The organism is Fibrobacter sp., assembly GCF_045112255.1.
GTDB lineage: Bacteria > Fibrobacterota > Fibrobacteria > Fibrobacterales > Fibrobacteraceae > Fibrobacter.
In genome coordinates, this window is sequence record NZ_JBGUHR010000127.1 from 18571 (window position 1) to 36974 (window position 18404).

At 49.8% G+C, this 18404-nt stretch carries 18 protein-coding genes; 11 read left to right on the forward strand and 7 right to left on the reverse strand.

The genetic code is table 11. The features are described 5' to 3' along the window. Window positions 1–19 precede the first annotated feature (19 nt). The gene (locus ACJMM9_RS16470; protein WP_405329407.1) at window positions 20–463 is read right to left on the reverse strand and encodes a hypothetical protein; all 444 of its coding nucleotides are present in this window, start codon (window positions 461–463) and stop codon (window positions 20–22) included. Window positions 464–531: 68 nt separating this feature from the next. After that, window positions 532–1434, reverse strand: a complete 903-nt coding sequence (locus tag ACJMM9_RS16475) for a hypothetical protein (RefSeq protein ID WP_405329410.1) — start codon at window positions 1432–1434, stop codon at window positions 532–534. Window positions 1435–1825: 391 nt separating this feature from the next. Here ACJMM9_RS16475 and ACJMM9_RS16480 point away from each other — a divergent pair, with 391 nt between their 5' ends. The 5 genes from ACJMM9_RS16480 to ACJMM9_RS16500 are packed head-to-tail and all read left to right on the forward strand — an operon-like array spanning window position 1826 to window position 6310. Next, window positions 1826–3622, forward strand: coding sequence for a type II secretion system protein GspD (locus tag ACJMM9_RS16480; RefSeq protein ID WP_405329413.1), 1797 nt, complete (start codon window positions 1826–1828; stop codon window positions 3620–3622). 38 nt (window positions 3623–3660) lie between these two features. Continuing rightward, window positions 3661–4779: a hypothetical protein gene (locus ACJMM9_RS16485; protein ID WP_405329416.1), complete on the forward strand. Its 1119-nt coding sequence runs from the start codon at window positions 3661–3663 to the stop codon at window positions 4777–4779. Beyond that, the gene (locus ACJMM9_RS16490; protein WP_405329419.1) at window positions 4760–5692 is read left to right on the forward strand and encodes a hypothetical protein; all 933 of its coding nucleotides are present in this window, start codon (window positions 4760–4762) and stop codon (window positions 5690–5692) included. Before ACJMM9_RS16485 ends, ACJMM9_RS16490 begins: the two co-directional genes overlap by 20 nt. Continuing rightward, window positions 5689–5997, forward strand: a complete 309-nt coding sequence (locus ACJMM9_RS16495) for a prepilin-type N-terminal cleavage/methylation domain-containing protein (RefSeq protein ID WP_405329422.1) — start codon at window positions 5689–5691, stop codon at window positions 5995–5997. The genes ACJMM9_RS16490 and ACJMM9_RS16495 overlap by 4 nt, the downstream gene beginning before the upstream one ends. Before the next feature lie 25 nt (window positions 5998–6022). Beyond that, window positions 6023–6310: a prepilin-type N-terminal cleavage/methylation domain-containing protein gene (locus ACJMM9_RS16500; protein WP_405329425.1), complete on the forward strand. Its 288-nt coding sequence runs from the start codon at window positions 6023–6025 to the stop codon at window positions 6308–6310. Between the two features lie 245 nt (window positions 6311–6555). On the opposite strand, the gene ACJMM9_RS16505 is transcribed toward ACJMM9_RS16500, so the two are convergent. Further along, window positions 6556–8109, reverse strand: a complete 1554-nt coding sequence (locus tag ACJMM9_RS16505; protein ID WP_405329426.1) for a glycosyltransferase — start codon at window positions 8107–8109, stop codon at window positions 6556–6558. A 154-nt stretch (window positions 8110–8263) separates the two neighbouring features. Here ACJMM9_RS16505 and ACJMM9_RS16510 point away from each other — a divergent pair, with 154 nt between their 5' ends. From ACJMM9_RS16510 to ACJMM9_RS16530, 5 genes are all read left to right on the forward strand, one after another. Next, the gene (locus ACJMM9_RS16510) at window positions 8264–8812 is read left to right on the forward strand and encodes a sulfurtransferase TusA family protein (RefSeq protein WP_405329429.1); all 549 of its coding nucleotides are present in this window, start codon (window positions 8264–8266) and stop codon (window positions 8810–8812) included. 9 nt (window positions 8813–8821) lie between these two features. Then, on the forward strand, window positions 8822–9412 hold the full coding sequence (locus tag ACJMM9_RS16515; RefSeq protein ID WP_405329432.1) for a hypothetical protein: 591 nt from the start codon (window positions 8822–8824) through the stop codon (window positions 9410–9412). Window positions 9413–9414: 2 nt separating this feature from the next. Then, complete coding sequence (locus ACJMM9_RS16520) at window positions 9415–9756, forward strand: hypothetical protein (protein WP_405329435.1); 342 nt, start codon at window positions 9415–9417, stop codon at window positions 9754–9756. Between the two features lie 90 nt (window positions 9757–9846). Beyond that, window positions 9847–11751, forward strand: a complete 1905-nt coding sequence (locus ACJMM9_RS16525; RefSeq protein WP_405329438.1) for a SulP family inorganic anion transporter — start codon at window positions 9847–9849, stop codon at window positions 11749–11751. Window positions 11752–11913: 162 nt separating this feature from the next. Continuing rightward, window positions 11914–12042 (forward strand): hypothetical protein, encoded by a 129-nt coding sequence (locus ACJMM9_RS16530; protein ID WP_254917462.1) that lies wholly within the window; start codon window positions 11914–11916, stop codon window positions 12040–12042. A gap of 482 nt (window positions 12043–12524) precedes the next feature. Here the strand turns inward: ACJMM9_RS16530 and ACJMM9_RS16535 are convergent, their stop codons facing one another. The 4 genes from ACJMM9_RS16535 to dnaG form a co-directional block, all read right to left on the reverse strand. Continuing rightward, window positions 12525–13364, reverse strand: coding sequence for a hypothetical protein (locus ACJMM9_RS16535; protein WP_405329442.1), 840 nt, complete (start codon window positions 13362–13364; stop codon window positions 12525–12527). A 134-nt stretch (window positions 13365–13498) separates the two neighbouring features. Beyond that, entirely contained in the window at window positions 13499–14533 is a 1035-nt protein-coding gene (locus ACJMM9_RS16540; protein WP_405329445.1) for a SufB/SufD family protein, read from the reverse strand. 15 nt (window positions 14534–14548) lie between these two features. Next, window positions 14549–15298, reverse strand: coding sequence for a Fe-S cluster assembly ATPase SufC (gene sufC, locus ACJMM9_RS16545; protein WP_405329448.1), 750 nt, complete (start codon window positions 15296–15298; stop codon window positions 14549–14551). Between the two features lie 31 nt (window positions 15299–15329). Then, complete coding sequence (gene dnaG / locus ACJMM9_RS16550) at window positions 15330–17561, reverse strand: DNA primase (RefSeq protein WP_405329450.1); 2232 nt, start codon at window positions 17559–17561, stop codon at window positions 15330–15332. A 393-nt stretch (window positions 17562–17954) separates the two neighbouring features. Between dnaG and ACJMM9_RS16555 the strand changes: the two genes are divergently transcribed. Next, window positions 17955–18404, forward strand: a 450-nt coding sequence (locus ACJMM9_RS16555) for a PD-(D/E)XK nuclease family transposase (RefSeq protein ID WP_405329453.1), incomplete at its 3' end; no start/stop codon positions are given.

Below are 18404 nucleotides of genomic sequence, written 5' to 3' on the forward strand. Positions count from 1 at the left end.
TGTGTGGGTTGGTAAAAAATTAAATCTTTGGACCTTTGGGAAGGGGAACGTGCTCAATTGGGCGGGGGGTGATGAATGGAGGATTTTCAGGCTTGCGCTTTTCCCGTTCGTCTAGACCGTTTTCGCGAGGTCCTTTTTCCTTGATGATGAGATTTTCTTTTGCGCGGTCTTTGTTTTCGTTGATGTTGTTGTTTGTTTTTTGCTGAACGATTTCTTGCTGGATTTCCTTTATTTCGGCTTGGGCGTTCGCCTTTATGTCCGAGAGAATTTGTTGCCTTGCAAGTTTGCGTTCTTCGCGTAAGCGACGCCAGTCTTCTTTTTGTTTCTGTTCAAGGTCTGGAACGCCTTGCATGGTTTCTGACCTTTCTGTTGGTGTCGCAATGTCGGATTCCGGCTGTGCAAGCGGAACCGTCACGAATACCGAGCTGGTCAAAAATGCAATGAGTTTATTTGTGTTTTTCATAGCGTTAACCTTGAAAAGACTCAAGGGCGGCGGTTTTCCCGTCGCCCTGATGAATAAGCTGAAATATCTTATTCAACCTGAGCTACGGTCTTTTCTTCTTTTGCAGCTTCCTTTTCAGCCTTGCGAGCTTCGCGTTCGGCTTTCAAGGCTTCTTCGCGTTCTGCGCGCTGGGCTTCGAGTTCTGCTCTTTTAGCTTCCATTTCGGCCTTGCGAGCTTCTCGTTCGGCCTTCATAGCTTCTTCACGTTCTGCGCGTTGAGCTTCGAGTTCAGCTTTTTTAGCTTCCATTTCGGCCTTGCGAGCTTCTCGTTCGGCCTTCATAGCTTCTTCACGTTCTGCGCGTTGAGCATCGAGTTCAGCTCTCTTGGCTTCCATTTCGGCCTTGCGAGCTTCGCGTTCGGCCTTCATAGCTTCTTCGCGTTCTGCGCGTTGAGCTTCGAGTTCAGCTCTCTTAGCTTCCATTTCAGCCTTGCGGGCTTCTCGTTCGGCCTTCATAGCTTCTTCACGTTCAGCGCGCTTGGCTTCTTCTTCGGCTCTCTTAGCTTCCATTTCAGCCTTGCGAGCTTCGCGTTCGGCTTTCAAAGCTTCTTCGCGTTCTGCGCGCTTGGCTTCTTCTTCGGCCTTCTTTGCTTCATGTTCAGCTCTCTTGGCTTCCATTTCAGCTTTGTGTGCTTCGCGTTCGGCCTGGAGTTCTTCTTCCGTCTTCGGGGTCGGCGGTTCGATTTCTGGCTTCGGCAGAATTTCTGCGATGTCGTTCTTGTTAAGCTTGATCAGGTCAAGGAGTCCCTTGCGGGCTTCCTTGCGTTCTTCGCGCATCTTCTTGAAGTCGGCCTTGTCGGTAACTTCAGATTTGACTTCGCTCGAAATTTCGTTCTTGACACTCTTCATGTCAGATGCTTCGCTCTTGGCGGAAGCCGTGGCGAAAAAGGCGAGCGTAGAGATTGTGAGGATTGCAATGAATTTTGATTTCATGATTCTTCCTATGATTGGGTGGATTTTGTTTTTACACCCTTTCTTTAGCAAGAATTGTGCCAACTATTGGAAATTGCTGAATTTGCACGATTTTCGCGGATTTTGTCTGGATGGCCTTCTTTATTGTCCTTAAAAAACGAGGCGATTCACCTCATTGGGGATAAAAGTTCCGAAAATTTATTTTTGGTTGATGGTCCTTAAATTATAAACCAATGACTATTGACTAATAACTACTAACTTGCTTTTCCATTCGCATTTTTATACATTAACTCACAACTTATTATATCATTTTCTAGATCCTTAGTTATCATCCCGGGCAGGGGCCGCGTTTGTTCACGCTTTTTTGCGTGGGTACTGAAAAAGCGGGCATGCGTAATTTAGGGGAGGCGTTATGCTTCTAAGGGTCTTAAGAATTTCCCTTTTAATATTGCTGTTGTCATCGGTGGCTTATGCTTCGATGAATGTTTCTCGTTCGACGGATCGTTCGTCTGCGTCAAATGCGACTGATGTTTTGCCGGGAACGGTGACGCTTGATTTTGCGGATGTCCCGTTGGCCGATGTGGCGCGGACGCTCTCTCAAGCTTATGGCATATCGATTTTAACAGATGATGCGGGCGATATGCGTGTGACATTTCATCTGGAAGGTGTGGGGCTTTTTGAAGGTCTTACGGCTTTGTGTGCGGCAAATGGGCTTGCTGTTGTGCAGGAAGGGCGTGTTTATCATATCCGGCGATCGCGTGTGCTGGAGGATGGTTATATCGCGCTTGAAGATTCAGGTGTTGTCGTCTCTGTAAAAAACATGAATGTGCGTGAATTTGCCAGGGAATTTGGCCTGAATACAGGCGTGAATGTGCTTGCGGACTACGACGTGGATGGCGTGGTGAGTGGAAATTTGAGGCGAATGGTTCCAGAAAAGGCGTTCCGTGTGCTGATGGAATCGAACGGATTCAAGGTGCGCGGGGAGCGCGGGTGTTTGCGGGTTTCAAGTGCTAGGGCGGGGGAGGGCGGTAATGCTTCGCGAAATTCCTCGTCGGATGGTGCTGAAATTTCGGTGGAACGTGCGGGCGACCTTTTTTCGGTGAATTTGCAGTCGGCTTCGCTCAAGGCGGTGCTTAAGGCAGTTTCAGAAGAAGCGGGACTCAATTTGGCGATTTATGGTGAATTAAATGAATCGGTGCAGATGTCGTTCAAGGATGTTTCATTGCCGGAACTTTTAGCGTCACTTTTTCGCGGGAGTGCATTCACGTTTCGGCTAGATTCGTCGTCGCTTTTAGTTTCGGAAGAGGGGGCAAAGGCTCTTGCCGATGTGCGTGTGTTTCCGTTAAAGCATGTATCGCCCGAGAAGGCTTTGGCGCAGCTTTCGAAGTTTATGAAAAGTTCGGAACTGAATGTTTCGGAATATCGCGAGCAGAATGCGCTTGTGCTTGGCGGCTCGCCACAGGCGATGGAACGCGCGGAGGAGTTCTTGAAAATGATTGATGTGCCCGCGATGCAGGTGACGCTTGCATGTGTGATTGTGGAGTTTCGCAAGGGGCGCGGCTTTGCTATTGGCTTGCGAAGCGGTGCTACGCGGAATGTGGGCGAACGCGATATTCAGGCGCGCGGGTTCTTTGATTTCTTGGGTAAGGATATTTCGAAATCGGGGGCTTTCGGAAAAATCGGAATCTTGCCGGACCGCTTTGAACTGGAGCTTTCGTCAATGGAAGAAAACAACGAGGCGAAGGTGCTTGCGCGCCCACGCGTGACAACGCTGAACGGCAGCAAGGCGGAACTCAACGTGACGAATACGGTCTATTACCTTGTTAGTCAAGTATCTGCGGATGGGTTTCCGATTACGGATTACCGCTCGTTTAATGATGGCATTTCGCTGGAGCTTACGCCTACGATGACGCAAGATGGCCTGATAACGTTGTTCGTGTCGCCGGAGATCAAGACGGCAGGGCGGAGCACAGGCGATGGACCACGAGACATCAGTTCCCGTAATATGAAGACGACGGTGGTGCTGCACGATGGCGAGACTTTGTGCTTGGGTGGGCTTATTCGCAAGAACAAGACGGAGGTGCGCTCGGCAGTACCGTTTTTGGGAAGTATTCCGATTCTTGGGCGGCTTTTCAGCTACACCTCTGAAGAAGAGGATGAAAGCGAACTTGCCATTTTCATTACGCCGAGTGTGGAGAAAAAGGAATGATGGGGTGGGCGAGGCAAATCGCGCCTGTTGCGGCGCGGATGATGACATGGGAAGTAACGACCGCATTTGACGGGACCCTTACGGAAACGGAATTGCGCAAGCGATTTGATGAAGAATTTCGGGATGTGCTTGGCGAGGAAAGTCGCGTGTTCTTTTGGCCGCTAGTCTCGTTCAATGCATCTGATGGACGGAAACATCGCTATCTCGTGGCTATGGCGGATGAACCGTTGGAAAATTACCGTAAAAAATTTGATTGCTGCCTGCCAAGACAAATTGCATTGTATGCCATTGCTGATAAAATATTGCGAGGTGAATGGGAAGGAATTGCGGAAAATGGAAATATGTTGCTCGTCGCTCTTTGGATACATCGCCTGTACATTCTTGTTTTTATGGAGGGCCGCTTGTGCCATTGGTCGGAGGAACTTGGCTACGGTGAATCGTTTGATGAAGCTTGCCGTGAGCGGGTAGCATATTTCAAGGATTTTCTGAAAGTCGATGAACTGTTTGCGAATGTGAATAGCGCGGGTGCGTTTGGAGAATTTTTTGTTTGCTGTGAGAACTTTTGTGCTGGTGAAAATCTGCTGAATATGGATGAATTCTTTTTGTTTGCCGCGCATGATCCGTATTGGCGAGGCAAAGATTTAGATAAATGCGATTCGATGAAACCTTGTGAACGTAGGCGTTGGATGATGTGCGCTGTGGCGTTGCTCGTTTTGTGTGTTGGCATTTTTGCAATGTGTGGCGGTTCCTTGGATTTATATGCATATTTTTTTGATGATGAACGGCGCAATTCGTTTGAAAATGTGGTGCCTGTTGAATTGAGTTTACCTGCCACCCGTGATTTGGAAATGCTTGCTTGGGCGGATGGGCACAGGGATTTGTTCCCTGCCAAATGGAATCTAGGACGGGAGGGCTTTGTTGCTGATGTCGCATTTGAAAATCGGTGGATGTTGCGCGGAACTTGTGATTCGTCGGAATTCAGTTTGCTTGGAATTGTGGGCGGGCGAGTGGCGCTTGTGAAAACTTCTGCGGGTGAAACGAAAACGCTTTCGGTCGGTGATTCGCTTTCTCGGTACCGCGTGACGCAAATAGGAAAGAACGATGTCGTGATGAAGTGTGGTCGCAAGGAGGAGCGTTATGCGGTCAAGGCGTGGTAACGCCCTTCCGCTTGTGTTAGGGTTTTTGCTTATGCTTTCGATTTTCGTGACAGCAATGCTTCGCATGCCGGGGGCGCTTCGCCGGAACGTATCTCTTGTTGCTAAAGAAACGCAGGAAATGTATCTTGCGGAATCGGCTGTGCTGGCGAAGCTGAATGGCTTCACAGATGGCTATTTTGCGGATCTTCCGACGGTTGAATCGCGGATTCTTGGACCGTGGACGGAATGGCGAGTTTGCGATAAATTCCAATTTATGCTAGGGAATGAATATGGGCGGTTCTCGACTTCGGAATGGGCACGTTGTGCCGTGGTGCTAGAGCAAAATTTGCGGGAACTCATTTTGCAGTCGGCAGGCTTAAAAAACTTGTCGGGGAATCGGCGCTTCTTTAAGCTCGATTCTTCTGATGGACTCTCTGTAGAACGCACGATGGCGATAAATGTGAGCGCCGGCGATTTGACGTTAGATCTCAGTGATGTCTCAATTCGTTCTTTTATGGCAAATGTCGAGGGTGATGTCAAGATTCGTGGGAACATCCACTTCGATACGCTTCGGATTTATGCGACCGGTTCTGTGAGTGTTCAAGGAAATGTGACCGCTGATTTTGCGGAAATCTTTGGGCTTGCTAGCGTAAGCGTCTCGGGGAATGTATCGCTTGCGGGTTCACTTCTTTCGAAACAGATTATCGAAGTTTCAGATCGTGTACAAATGAATTTCCCTAGTTTGGCGCTTGCAGTCGGCTACCGCGAAAACCGCTTGTCGTTGCTTGAAAAGTCGGTATTTCAAGGTTTGGCGATGGCGCCGTCTGGAACTGTCGAGCGCGATTCTTCGGCTAAGCTTCTTGATTCAACGCAAGCGCTCTTGCCGTTTTGCATGGACTTTCGCAAAGTTGTGTTTTCTCGGAGGCGCTTGTGACTCGTTCTCGACATGGATTTACGTTGCCCGAAGTTTGCGTGGCGCTCACGGTTTTTCTCGTTGGAACGACGGCGCTCCTTGGCTGTTGGAACTTCTTCAATCGCGAAGTTGCTGATGAACGGATGCGCTTGGAAGAGTTCTACGATGTGCAGTCTGCGATGGAATCGTTGGTTACGGTGCGTCCGAATTGTGATTCGTTGTTGGTTTCGGTTCGCTTGACTCGCGTTCCAGGCAATCCGCATTTGGCGTGGGTGGTTGTGGCGCGTGAACATTATTCTCTCAAACGCTTGGTGCGTTGTCGGTGAGGCTCGGATGCGTTCGGATATGCGAATGAATATCGTTCAATCTAAAACTTCGCGACAAGGCTTTACTCTCTTGGAAATGCTTGTTGCCATGACTGTTGCTGCAATACTTACTACAGTTTCGCTGAACGTCTATTCGATGTTCCATCACGGCTTTGTCGAAACTAGCGTCCACTACGAACAGTTCGTCTCGGAAAAAGTCAAGGAACTCCGTTGCCGCACACGCTTTGTTCGCGGTCTCCCGCCTTGCGATACCACCCCGGACGAATTTCGGACTTTCCGCGCATCCCGCGAAACAATTCGATTGCGTTTCTAGATATAACTGGATGCCTCGTTCTTCGAACTCGGCATGACGAAGGGTGGTGCGACTCATGCTATGCATATTCGGCATGACGGTGAGTGTCGCGACTTATCGCCTCGCATTTGCGGCTTACCCTGCGATTCTCGAAAAGCACTAACAAATGACTAATGACCAATAACCAACATCTAACACAACAAAAAAGCCCCGCGTTTGCGGGGCCTCTTGAATCACTTTAACATCTAGTCTTGCTGTAAAGTAGCTTAGTTCGTTGCCTGCTCTTCGACGCATTCGGAACACTTAATGGCCTTGCGAACTTCGAAGATGTTGCTGATGTAGTGCATAAAGCTAAGTACGCTCACCGAGAGGAAACCGATTGCATAAAGCGCAAGGAACGGTCCGATGATGTACTTGCTGGCGTTGATGTATTCGAGCAAACCGAAAATGCAGTAGACGCCGACGATAAGTTCAAGGAGGGCCATCCACGGGAACTTCTGTGCGTAATGGCTCTTGGCCTTCTTCTTTGCACCACCGTTCTTCGGGGTACGGACGAAGCTGCCCTTTGTACCGAGAACTGCGGCGAACACGGCGCGGGAGTTGCTGACTGCGATGCCAACGCCGAGAGCCATCAAGATGGGGAGCGAGAGCAGGCGGATCTTCCAACCGGTGTAGCCGGAGCAACGCTGGGCGACAAAGTAAAGAACAGAAGGAGCGATTGCTGCAGCAAAGATGAATGCGAATCCAACAGAGTAAGCCCAAGTGGGAAGGTGTCCGACCGGTTCAAAGAAGGCGAGCAACGGCCAAGCGCAGAGCGCGGTGAACAACATGCAGGGGTGGATCGAGTAATGCGTCGTGTGGAGAATGGCGCCAATCTTCACGCGGAACGGAACCTTGGAACGCAAAACCTTCGGCAAAATCTTGATAGCGGTCTGGATGGAACCCTTTGCCCAACGGAACTGTTGAGCCTTGAATGCGTTGATGTCGTTCGGGAGTTCAGCTGGAACAATCACGTCAAACACAAACTTCATCTTCCAACCAGCAAGCTGGGAACGGTAAGAAAGGTCCATGTCTTCGGTCAGCGTATCGCCTTCCCAGCCGCCACCGCCGTAAATAGCGTCCTTGCGCCAGACACCGGCGGTACCGTTGAAGTTCATGAAGAGCTTGCCCCAGCTACGTGCGGACTGTTCCACCACAAAGTGGCCGTCGATACCGATAGACTGGGCGAGCGTAAGACCGGATTCGGTGCGGTTCAAGTGACCCCAGCGGCCCTGGACAAGGCCGACCTGCGGATCCATGACCAGGTACGGGACGGTCTTCAGGAGGAAGTCTTTTTCAGGAACGAAGTCTGCATCGAAGATGGCGAGGAATTCACCCTTTGCAACTGCCATGCCTTCCTTGAGGGCGCCAGCCTTGAAATCCTTGCGGTTCGTGCGGTGGATGAGCTTGATGTCGTAACCGCGGGCGGCGAGTTCAGCAACTTTTTTCTTAGTGACTTCGTAGCATTCGTCCGTGGAGTCGTCGAGGACCTGGATTTCGTGCTTGTCCTTGGGATAGTCTATGGCGCAGACGGCTTCGAGGAGACGTTCAACGCAGTTGGCTTCGTTAAAAACCGGGAGCTGGGTTGTGACCTGCGGGAGGTCTGCGATGGAATGTTCGCGGTAGTACTTCAAGATCGCTTTGCGGTCTGAAAGTCGCGTCTTGCGGCTGTTCTTGAGGAACAGGTAGATGCTGTAGTAGCAACTGAACCCGTAAATCACCAATCCCACGCCTGCGATAACGTAGACGACGAACATTGCGTATAGTAGTATAGTACTCATTCTACTGTAACCTTTGCATTTATTGAATGCTTGGGGCCAAATATAGAAACGCTATGTGACCTTTGCTACATTTTTCAGGAATTTTGGCCCATTTTTTGCTTTGGAAAGTGTATTTTTACATAGGTATGATTAGACTTTTTTACAATGGCGAAATATGCAAAAAATGGCAGATGAACGCAATAAAAATTTAACATCTCCTATCGCTCGCTGGATTGAAGCGAACCGTGAAGCCCCAGGTTTTACAGAATCTTTACGTAAATTGTTGATGTATGCGTGTGTAGAATGGATTCGCCGTGGAACTTCTGCGCTTTTGACCCCCGAAGAGGCATTATCTAAAATAGTATGTTGCAGTCTTCCTGAATTTCCTGTGGGGGAATGGGCGGAAAATCCCGAAAAATTCACCGAGGAAATCGCCGATTTCTGCGAAAAAGCGAAAGTTTTGCCGTTGCCGGCCGCCCTCCAGGGCGAAATTCCCGCCCTTTTGGACCTCCGTGGCGTAAAATGCCCCCTCAATTCCGTCCGCTCGCGAATCGTCATGTCCGGTTATCCGGCAGGTCGTACGCTCAAAATTTGGCTCGATGAGGGGTCCCCGATAGAAAATGTGCCCGGATCGCTCATTGCCGACGGCCATAAAGTGCTTTCACGCGAAAAAAAAAGCGATTATTGGGAAATCTCTGTGGTCAAATTGGATTCTAAAGTATAGATTGTTTATGTGGAAAACAGAGTATTAGTTATAGGCGATGAATTATTTGGGCCAAAGGGCGAAGCGGCGAACCGTTTTGTGGAAGCCGTGCTGTGCCGGGAACCCAGCCGACCTATACAGTTTTCCGTAAATGTGCCAATTGCGGTCTCGTTATCGCAAATCAAGGCGCGTCTTTCTTCCGATGTCATTGGCAAAAATGCCGGCCGCATTATTATGGGGCTTGGGCTTCGTGAACTGAACCACGGCGGTACCGATGGCGCCTCGATAGCCTCGCTTTATGAAACGCTTATAAATGAACTCGTGAACAAGACGCAGTCCCGACTCTTTTTGCTCACGATTCCCCCGGAAATGTTCCCGATTGCGGTGAGCGAGGTGGAATACCTAAATACGATGATTCGTGAAGTCTGCGATACGAATGCTCCCCGCGTGGTTCTCCTTGATTTTGCGAGGTTTGCCGAGACTTTCAAGGAAAAGCAGATGGAACGCGGCAAGTTCGGACGCTCCCTCTTTATGGAAGATGGCGAGCCGACATCGCTTTGCTGTATGCTTTTAGCGCTGTATTTGCAGGATAAACTTGTAGAAGATTTAAAGGAGATGTAATTATGGGTCTTTTTGACAATCGTTTTGCTAGTAAAAATGCGGCTATGAGCCGTGCGTTCTCCATTGATTCTGAAAAGGATAAGCAGAAGCGCAATACTGCCCGCGAACCTGCCGCCCCCAAGATGGGTATCTGTGACAAGTGCCACAAGGAAGCCTTGCTGCGCTCCTACCGCTCCCGTGAAATGACTATGTCCGACGGGGCCGCAAGTTTTGGGACGGTGGTCAAGCACCTTTGCGAAGATTGCGCCCCAAAGTCCAAGCGCTTTGAAGATGCAAGCGTTCCGCCGATGGACAAAAAGCAAGTCAAGAACCTTATGCGCTCTGCAAAGAAAGGACTGCTGTAAAATATATTTTATAAAAAAATCTTACCCCCCTTAACGAAATTGGGCTAAATTCCTAAATTTGGGTCTCGATTTACAATATGGAGACCTTCAATGTCTGATATTCGCGCCAAGGAATCCGTCAAACAGTATTTGGCTGGTATCGTCTCGACAATCACCCCTGAAATCGTCCGCTCTGTAAAGCGCGGCTACACCCGCAAGGACTTCACAAGCGACTTGATGTCGGGCTTGATCGTCGGCATTTTGGCTCTCCCCTTGGCGATTGCGTTCGCTATTGCTTCTGGCGTGGGTCCAGAACAGGGCCTTTACACCGCCATTATCGCGGGTTTCATTATTTCGCTGTTGGGCGGTTCCCGCTTCCAGATAGGCGGCCCGACGGGCGCATTCATTGTGATTGTTTACGGCATCGTGAGCCAGTACGGTTACGATGGCCTTGCTTCGGCAACGCTCTTGGCTGGTATCTTCCTTGTCATTTTCGGTCTTGCTAAGTTTGGTGCGATTATCAAGTTCATCCCGTATCCGGTGACGGTCGGATTTACGGCGGGTATCGCAATTATTATTGCGCTTGGTCAGGTGCCGAACTTCTTCGGTCTTACGTTTGCTGGCGCTGACCCGGCTGACGCTGTTGGCAAAATCAAGCTTTATGTTTCTTCTTTCGGTTCCATGAACGTCTATTCCGTGATTGTGGGCATTGTCGCTCTCGCGGTCTGCATTTTGTGGCCGAAGATTACTACGAAGGTTCCGGGTTCCCTTATTGCGATTATCGTTGCGACGGTCTTGGTGAAGGTCCTTGGCTGGGACGATCCGGTGAACGGCCACGGCGTGGTGACGATTGGCATGAAGAACCACATCCCGAGCGGTTTCCCGGTACCGCACCTCCCGAACATCAGCCTCGAAATGATGCAGAAGGTGTTCCAGCCGGCACTTACGATTGCCATGCTCGGTGCTATCGAATCGCTCCTTTCTGCAGTGGTCGCTGACGGTATGACGAGTACAAAGCACCGCTCCAACACCGAACTTTTCGGTCAGGGTGTCGCTAACATCTTGAGCCCGATTTTTGGTGGTATTCCGGCTACGGGTGCTATTGCCCGTACCGCAACGAACATACGTAACGGTGCCGTGAGCCCGATTTCTGGCCTTGTTCACGCTGTCGTTCTTTTGCTCATTATGCTCGTGCTTGGCAAGTATGCCGAAATGATCCCGATGGCAGCCCTTGCCGCTGTGCTTTTCCAGGTCGCATTTAACATGTGCGGTTACCGCAGCGTGATCAAGATGTTCAAGGCTCCGAAGAGCGATGTGACGGTGATGCTTGTTGCTTTCTTCCTCACGGTGATTATCGACCTTACGGTCGCTATCGAAGTGGGCGTCCTCCTTGCTGCAGTGCTTTTCATCAAGCGCATGAGCGATGTCGCCGAAGTCGAAGCCGTTTCTTCTGCCTTGAAGGATGACGATGACGAAGCTGCCCGCAATTCTCTCGGCCGCCAGGTGCCGAAGGGTGTGCTTGTGTATGAACTTGCCGGTTCGCTCTTCTTTGGTGCGGTGGACAAGTTCAAGGAAACGATGAACCGCATTTCCGAAAAGCCGAAGATCTTGATTTTGCGCATGCGTAGCGTCTCGAGCATTGACGCTGCCGGTATCAACATGATTGAAGACTTGCTCAAGCGTTGCAAGAGCGAAGGTACGCAGCTCCTCTTGAGTGGTGTGCATGCTCAGCCGGTGGTGGCTTTGACCCGTGCCGGTGTGCTTGCCCAGCTTGGCGAAGAAAACGCACTCGGTAACATTGACGCCGCTCTCAACCGCGCCCGCGAACTCCTTGGCCTCCCGATTGTGGATGCTTCCCAGGAAGAGCAGAAGGCTCCGACCGTGTCTTGGGAAAAGAGCCTTGACAAGCCGTGGATGCCGGAAGAATCGAATGCCGCCGTGGCCGAAGAAACTCCGGAAGTCATTGCGGAACGCATGATGGACGAACCCATCAAGAAGATCGAAGAACGTAAGTAATAATTTCGTACGAAGTATGTAAACTTTGTACGGGCTTATTGGGTGGATTTTATCAAATTTTCTGATTTTTCGTAAATAATTTTTTAAAAAAGCCTTTTGATTTTTGAAAAAAAAAGTTAAATTAAGCTTCGTAGGAGCTTTTCTACGATTTACGAGATGAGAATGGGATACTGGGAAGAAAATCGTTACTCTGATGAAGACCCGAAGCGGACCGCTTTTGAGGAATTCGTCGTAAATTTTGTGGTTGCCTTTAGCGGCTCCGCTCTATTGTTCCTTGTGAACATCATGTAAAACCTTAAATTTCCCGCTTTTCGCGGGATTTTTTTTTTCTGACGTTCATCGTCCAGAGCGTTAGACGTCGTCCTGTGCGAACAACTCGTCGTCCTGACGCCGAAGGCGGAAGGACCCAGTTATTTCTTGTTTCTTGAAAAAATCATTATTCCGACTTGGAACTTTCTTGTTTGGACTTTGTTATAGAAAATATTTTTAGCATACCCCAGAATTATCGGGTACATTTATAGAGTCGGTGGTAGCCCACTGACAACGTAGGAAGAAGGGGAAGCGTTAGGGTGTTTGGTTTGGGGGATGTTTGGATCGATTGGTGTGTGTGGGCATTGCGTGTGAGTTCTGTCGCAGTTGAGACTGCGATTCGGGAATGAAAGATGATGAGAGGCCTCACCGCAATGTAAAAAATCCGCCGGAGATTTCTCCGACGGATTTTTTATTGTCCTTTCAATTTGTCATCCTCCGTTAGGAGGATCCGTAATTTCTCATTAATGCTTGAAAATTGCAATGTGCTTGTTCTTGGCTGGGCGGCCGAGCAGGTCGAAGTCCTTTGATTTTATCGGATTCATTTTCGGATGGCGCTTCCCAGAAATAATGGCGCTAGAGTATTTTTCTACGGGAACGAAGAATATGGTGAGTGTGTTTCGATAACCCCCGAGGATCTTTTCAGTAGCAGTAAGCGTGTCGCCTCTCATTTCGTATTCGTAGGTGGTGTGAATTTCATTTTTGGCGTAATTGTTGTATTCGTAGCACTTGCTTTCGTTTGTTGAGTCGCGAACGATATAGGACCCTGTTCCGTCTTCAGTTGTGTGTAGAGTGTCGTTTCGAATGTAAACTCTGTGCTCGTAAGAATCAATATTCCCGCTTTCATAAAGATAAGATACGGTGTAGTAGACGGAGTCCTTAGTTTCGTAAATCAAGTATTCAATAACTGGTGGATTGCCCTTGCCTTCTTGGCGGACTTTTTTGAAATCCCCCTCTTGTGTAACGGTGGTCTTGACTCCATAGGCTTGAAGAGTTAACTCTTCTGGAGTTAGGACTTTGATTTCCCACTCGTCGGAACCGTGTTTTTTTGTGTAAGTCCTGGCGCTGTCAATATGAGTGCCTGTGTAGTAATACTTGTTGTTGTCGAATTCTGTGCTATGGCTTGCGTCGGCATAATTGAGGTAAATGCTATCTACAAAGAAGTTCTTGTAAATCGCTGTTGTAAACTCATTAGATGCTGCTGCTGGATATTCTTTGGTAAAAATATCAAAGGTGGAACGGAGGCAATCGATAGCGAATGCGTTCAGTGCTCCCAAAGTAATGATAAGGATAAGTTTTTTCATATAGAAGAATATACAAAATCTTATCTGCTAAAACAAAAGAAGGCGACCGAAGTCGCCTTTTTAGTATTGTCATGCCTGTATCCTACAGGTATCTTTTGTCTCTCGTCTGTAGGTGCGCAGCACCGTTCTTTCGTCTAAAGCTCCGCCATCAGTCGCTTTTTTGCGGGACTGTCGGGGAGCGGGAGGAATGTCTCTTGAGCAAAGGAGCGCATGAGCATTTCTTGGGCGGCCTTTTTCGGGATGCCGCGGCTCACGAGGTAGAACATCTGTTCGGCATCGAGTTCGCCGACAGTATTGCCGTGGGTGCATTCCACGTCGTCGTGATAAATCTTGAGGACGGGCTTCACGGAGACGGTTGCATCTTCGCTCAGGAGGATGGTATTCACGAGCTGGCTCGAGTTGACGCCTGTGCAGTCGTAACCGACGATGACGCTTCCGTCGTAGCTTACGTGTGCAGAACCAGAAAGCAGGTTGCGGGCAAGCTGGGTACTTGTGGTGCGCGGGGCCTCGTGGTAAATCGTGAGGCGGCTATGCTGCGAGGCTTCACCATCGAGAACGTGGAGGCTGCGGTAATCGAAGTTGGCGCCTTCGCCCTTGAGGTGGCATTCGACGCTCACGCGGCCAATGGCTGTATCCTTGCAAATGCTCGAAAAGCGGACGTTGGCGCCTGCGGCCTGGTTGATGTTGAAATGCCTAAAGCGGAGCGGCAAATCGCAAGCCGGGTTGGCAAAGAAAATTTCGACGTCTGCATCTTCGCCAACGTTGATGTCAAAGCGCTCGGCGGCAATATCGTGCGTGACCTTGTTGTCAAGAATTTCGAGGCTTACCTTGGCTCCTTTGCCGATGTCAAGGACGGTGTGGCCAAAGTCGTTGTTGCACTTGAGCATCGCCATTTCGACGGCGCCGGGCACGATTTCGCGAATCATGGGGCGGGCAAGGTTAGCGATAGGGAGGAGCGCGGCAAAGTCTTTTTCTTGGATGGCCGGGGCTGCTGCCGGGGAAGCCGTTGAGGCTGCTGCAAAATCCGTGCCCATAAATTCCGGAGTCGGGATTTTTGCAACCGGGAAGAACGACCAAAGTTCATTATTGCGACGGGGCATGCCGAGTTCGCGGAGACGTACTATCGCCTGTTCCGCAGTGGGCAAGTTCTGTATAAATTCAGCGTTCATTATGCGTCCTCGCAGTTACTTGGCTTCTTCGATCCAGTCGTAGCCTTGATCTTCGAGCTTGAGGGCGAGTTCCGGACCACCGCTCAAGATGATTCTGCCGTGACGGAGCACATGAACATAAGTGGGCTTGATGTAGTCGAGCAAGCGCTGGTAATGCGTCACGAGAATCACGGCCTTTTCGGGCGACATGATGTGATTGATACCGTTTGCCACGATGCGGAGGGCGTCAATGTCGAGGCCGGAGTCTGTTTCGTCGAGGAAGCTCACCTTCGGATCGAGAATAGCCATCTGGAGGATTTCGTTGCGCTTCTTTTCGCCACCGCTCATGCCGTCGTTCACACCGCGTTCACGATAGCGGGCGTCCATTTCGAGCAAGTCCATCTTTTCTTCGCAGAGCTTCTTGAAGTCTTCGTCGCTCATCTCGGGCTGACCGAGGAAGGCGCGCTTGCTGTTAAGTGCCATCTTCAAGAATTCGACGTTGTTCACGCCCGGAATTTCGGTCGGGTACTGCGTGCTGATAAAGAGACCGGAGTTGGCGCGTTCGTTGATTTCCATCTCGAGCAAGTTCTTGCCGTCGAGTTCTACGGAACCACCGTCGACGTGGTATGCGGGGTGGCCTGCAATCACTTTGGAAAGCGTACTTTTGCCGGAACCGTTCGGACCCATGATGGCGTGGACTTCTCCCGGCTTGACCTCAAGATTGATCCCTTTCAGGATTTGGGTGCCGTCTTCGATACTTGCTTTAAGGTTCTTGATGGATAACATATTTCCTCTTTAATTTTAAAATCTTGTGGGCTTAGCCAAAATCGTCCATAGCTCCGAAATCATCGTCGGGAACGTAGGGCTCGTCATCAGGGACATAAGGCTCTTCGTTCGGGTCGTAAGGCGCTTCTTCGGGTGGTTCGCTTGATGCGAATGGTTCGTCGCCATCGAATGGAGGTGGGGCTTCCATCTCCGGGGGCATTTCGGGTTGCGAGTACTGCGAGGGTTGCGCGGCGGGTGCTGCGAACTGCACGGCAGTCGGTGCGGTCGCGGCTTGAGGTGCTGCAAATTGCGGCGAACTTGGTTGTGCTGCGGTCGTGGCTTGCGGGATTGCAAACTGCGCGTTGTTGAACTGCGCGGCGTTCCCTCCGTTCATCGCAAGCTCGTTAATTTCTGTGTAAAGCTCGATGAGCGGTGTTTTGCTCTGGATAATCTGCTCGGCGAAAACATCCGGCGTGATAGCCGAAATTTTGCGCTTCTTGGAAATCGTCTGGATGCTCTGCGTGAACTTGTTCAACTGCATGCGGAGGCGCATGCCCGCTTCGGAATCGAGCGGGATGAGTTTTTTGTAGCGGTCACACAGGTTGAGCGTGAGCACGGCCAAAGTGTCGTAAAATTCGAGAATTTCGTTCGGCGTTTTCCACGTCTCGTCGGGGAGCTGTTCCAAGAAAAGCTGCAATTGCGGCGAAAGCGATTCGTACAAGGTTCTCGGCGAGAACGCGCCCGTTTCTGCATATTGCGCGAGAATCGACTGGATAAATTCATCGATGAGCGGAGAATCAAAAATTTGGATTCCGCTGGCGGCAAAGTCCATGTCGAAGTATTCTGCGGCGCGGTCGAGAAGTGTGGGGTTGCGGTAAAGCAAATTTGCAAAACGCACTTCAATTGGCGACAAAAGTTCCCACGGGACACTTACTTGCGGTGCTGCGGGCTGCTCGGCTGCTGCCGGCGCTTTTTCGCGTTTCGGGTGTGTAACCTTGATGCCTGCGAGCGAACGCGTGGTGCTGTAACGCTCGGAAACGAGCTTCAAATACTGATTGCGAAGTTCCGGATTCTCGATGCTCTTGATGAGCGTCTTTGCTTGCGTGATGAATGCGGCTCTGTCTTCGGGACTGTTGTTCGGCATCGTACGACCGAGATAGCTGAGCCAGTCTTCGGCAGTGCGGAGTGCTCTTCTGAAGGCGTCCGGGCCTTGTTCGTTCACGAAGTTGTCTGGGTCAATCTTGGTGCCGTCCGGTCGCGAAAGTGCAAAAACTTTTGGCGAAAGGCCCTTGGGCAACACAATTTCGAGACTGCGGCGTGTGGCGTTTTGCCCGGCGGCGTCTCCGTCAAATACAAGGTAAGCGGTCTTTGCGTAGCGGGCGAGAATGCTCGCGTGATTCTCGGTAAGTGCCGTACCCGAGGCGGCCACGACGTTTTGCACACCACTTTGGTAAAGGCTGATGAGGTCAAAATATCCTTCGACGATAATGACCGCATTTTCCTTCATGATGGCGTTTCGGCTGTGATTCAACCCGAAGAGAATATCGCGCTTGCTGTAAAGTGCTGTTTCCGGGCTGTTCATGTACTTGGCGAGCTTTATTCCGTTGTGCGATGCGGGGTCGCTCAAGTCTCGACCGCCAAACGCGACAACGACTCCCGAGAGGTTCTGGATGGCTATCATCAAGCGATCACGGAACTTGTCTGCGATGCCTCCGTTTTCTTTCTCAACGGCAAGCCCAGCCTTGACGCAATCTCGCGGTGAAAAACTGTTGCGTGCAGCGTAGCCGATAAAACCTTCGCGCCCTGTTGGAGCGTAGCCGATGTGGAACTGCTTGCGAGTTTCGGGCGAAACGCGTCGCTTGTTCAAATACTCCAAAGCTTTGGGGCTTAACGTGAGCTGCTCTTCGAACCAGGCACAGGCAAGCTCGTTCAGCTTGCGCACCATAGTGCGTTCTTCGAGAACTTCAGTATTGACATTGTTGCCGAGGTTCGGGAGCGCAAAACCTACGAAGTTGGCGACCCATTCTACAGCGCCCTTGAAGTCTAATTTTTCATGTTCCTGAATGAACTTGAAAACATCGCCACCAGCACCGCACGCGAAGCACTTGTAAATGCCCAGCGTGGAATTCACAGTCATGGAGGGCGAGTGGTCATCGTGGAAAGGGCACACACCGACGTATCGATTGACACCGCTTTTTTTGAGCGGCAAGAACTGCTGAATGACCAACGCGATATCCGCTTGGTTCTTGAGTTCTTGGATGATTTCGTCGGAGTAGAACGGCATGCGCCAAATGTAGAAATTTTTGGGGGTGGATTAGATGAGAGACGAGAGACGAGAGACGAGAGAATGCTTGGTTTGGGTTTTGAAGTCGCTTGCTGATGTGGAAATTTTCTTAATATATTGCCATTTATAGTTTTTATCTATTAGAGTTTTTGTTTAAGTGAATTTAATTTATACTTAAATAACGATTTTAGTTATTGGTTATTAGTCAATAGAAAAATCGTCCGTCTTTCCCGCCGGATTTTTTTTGCATACAGTGTTGTCAATTGTAAAAATTTCATTTTTATAAAAAATAGTGGACCAATTTTTTTTATAAAAAGCGTGTTAATATAATGGATAGGGAGCAATTTTCTGTCTATGGACCCGACATTATCGGGTATTTTAACACTGGAAAATATGGAAAATAATATTCTGGCTGAAACAAAAAATAGCCATGGTGAAATGATTGGCGAAGCTAAAACTTTCGAAGAATACAAAGGCGCGGGCGTTTTTGCTGATCTTCTTCTCGACAGAACTTTTAAGAAGGCCTTCAATCCGGACTCGCAAAATAAGGTTTGCCTGATTGCTCTTTTGAACGCCGTGCTTGAAGGCGAAATTGCGTCGCCGATTGTGGATGTGCAGTCCCGTAATAAGGAATACAATGACGGCTCGAACGAAAATCGGACTTCTGTCTTCGACTTGCACTGCATTGATTCGGCACAGCGGAGATTCATCATCGAAGTTCAGATCCTTTTTCAGGAAAACATAGTCAATCGATCAATTTATTACGCCTCGCAGACGATCATTGCACAGGGGCAACGCGGCAAGAAGTACAATTATGAATTGAATCCTGTTGTTACGGTTGTA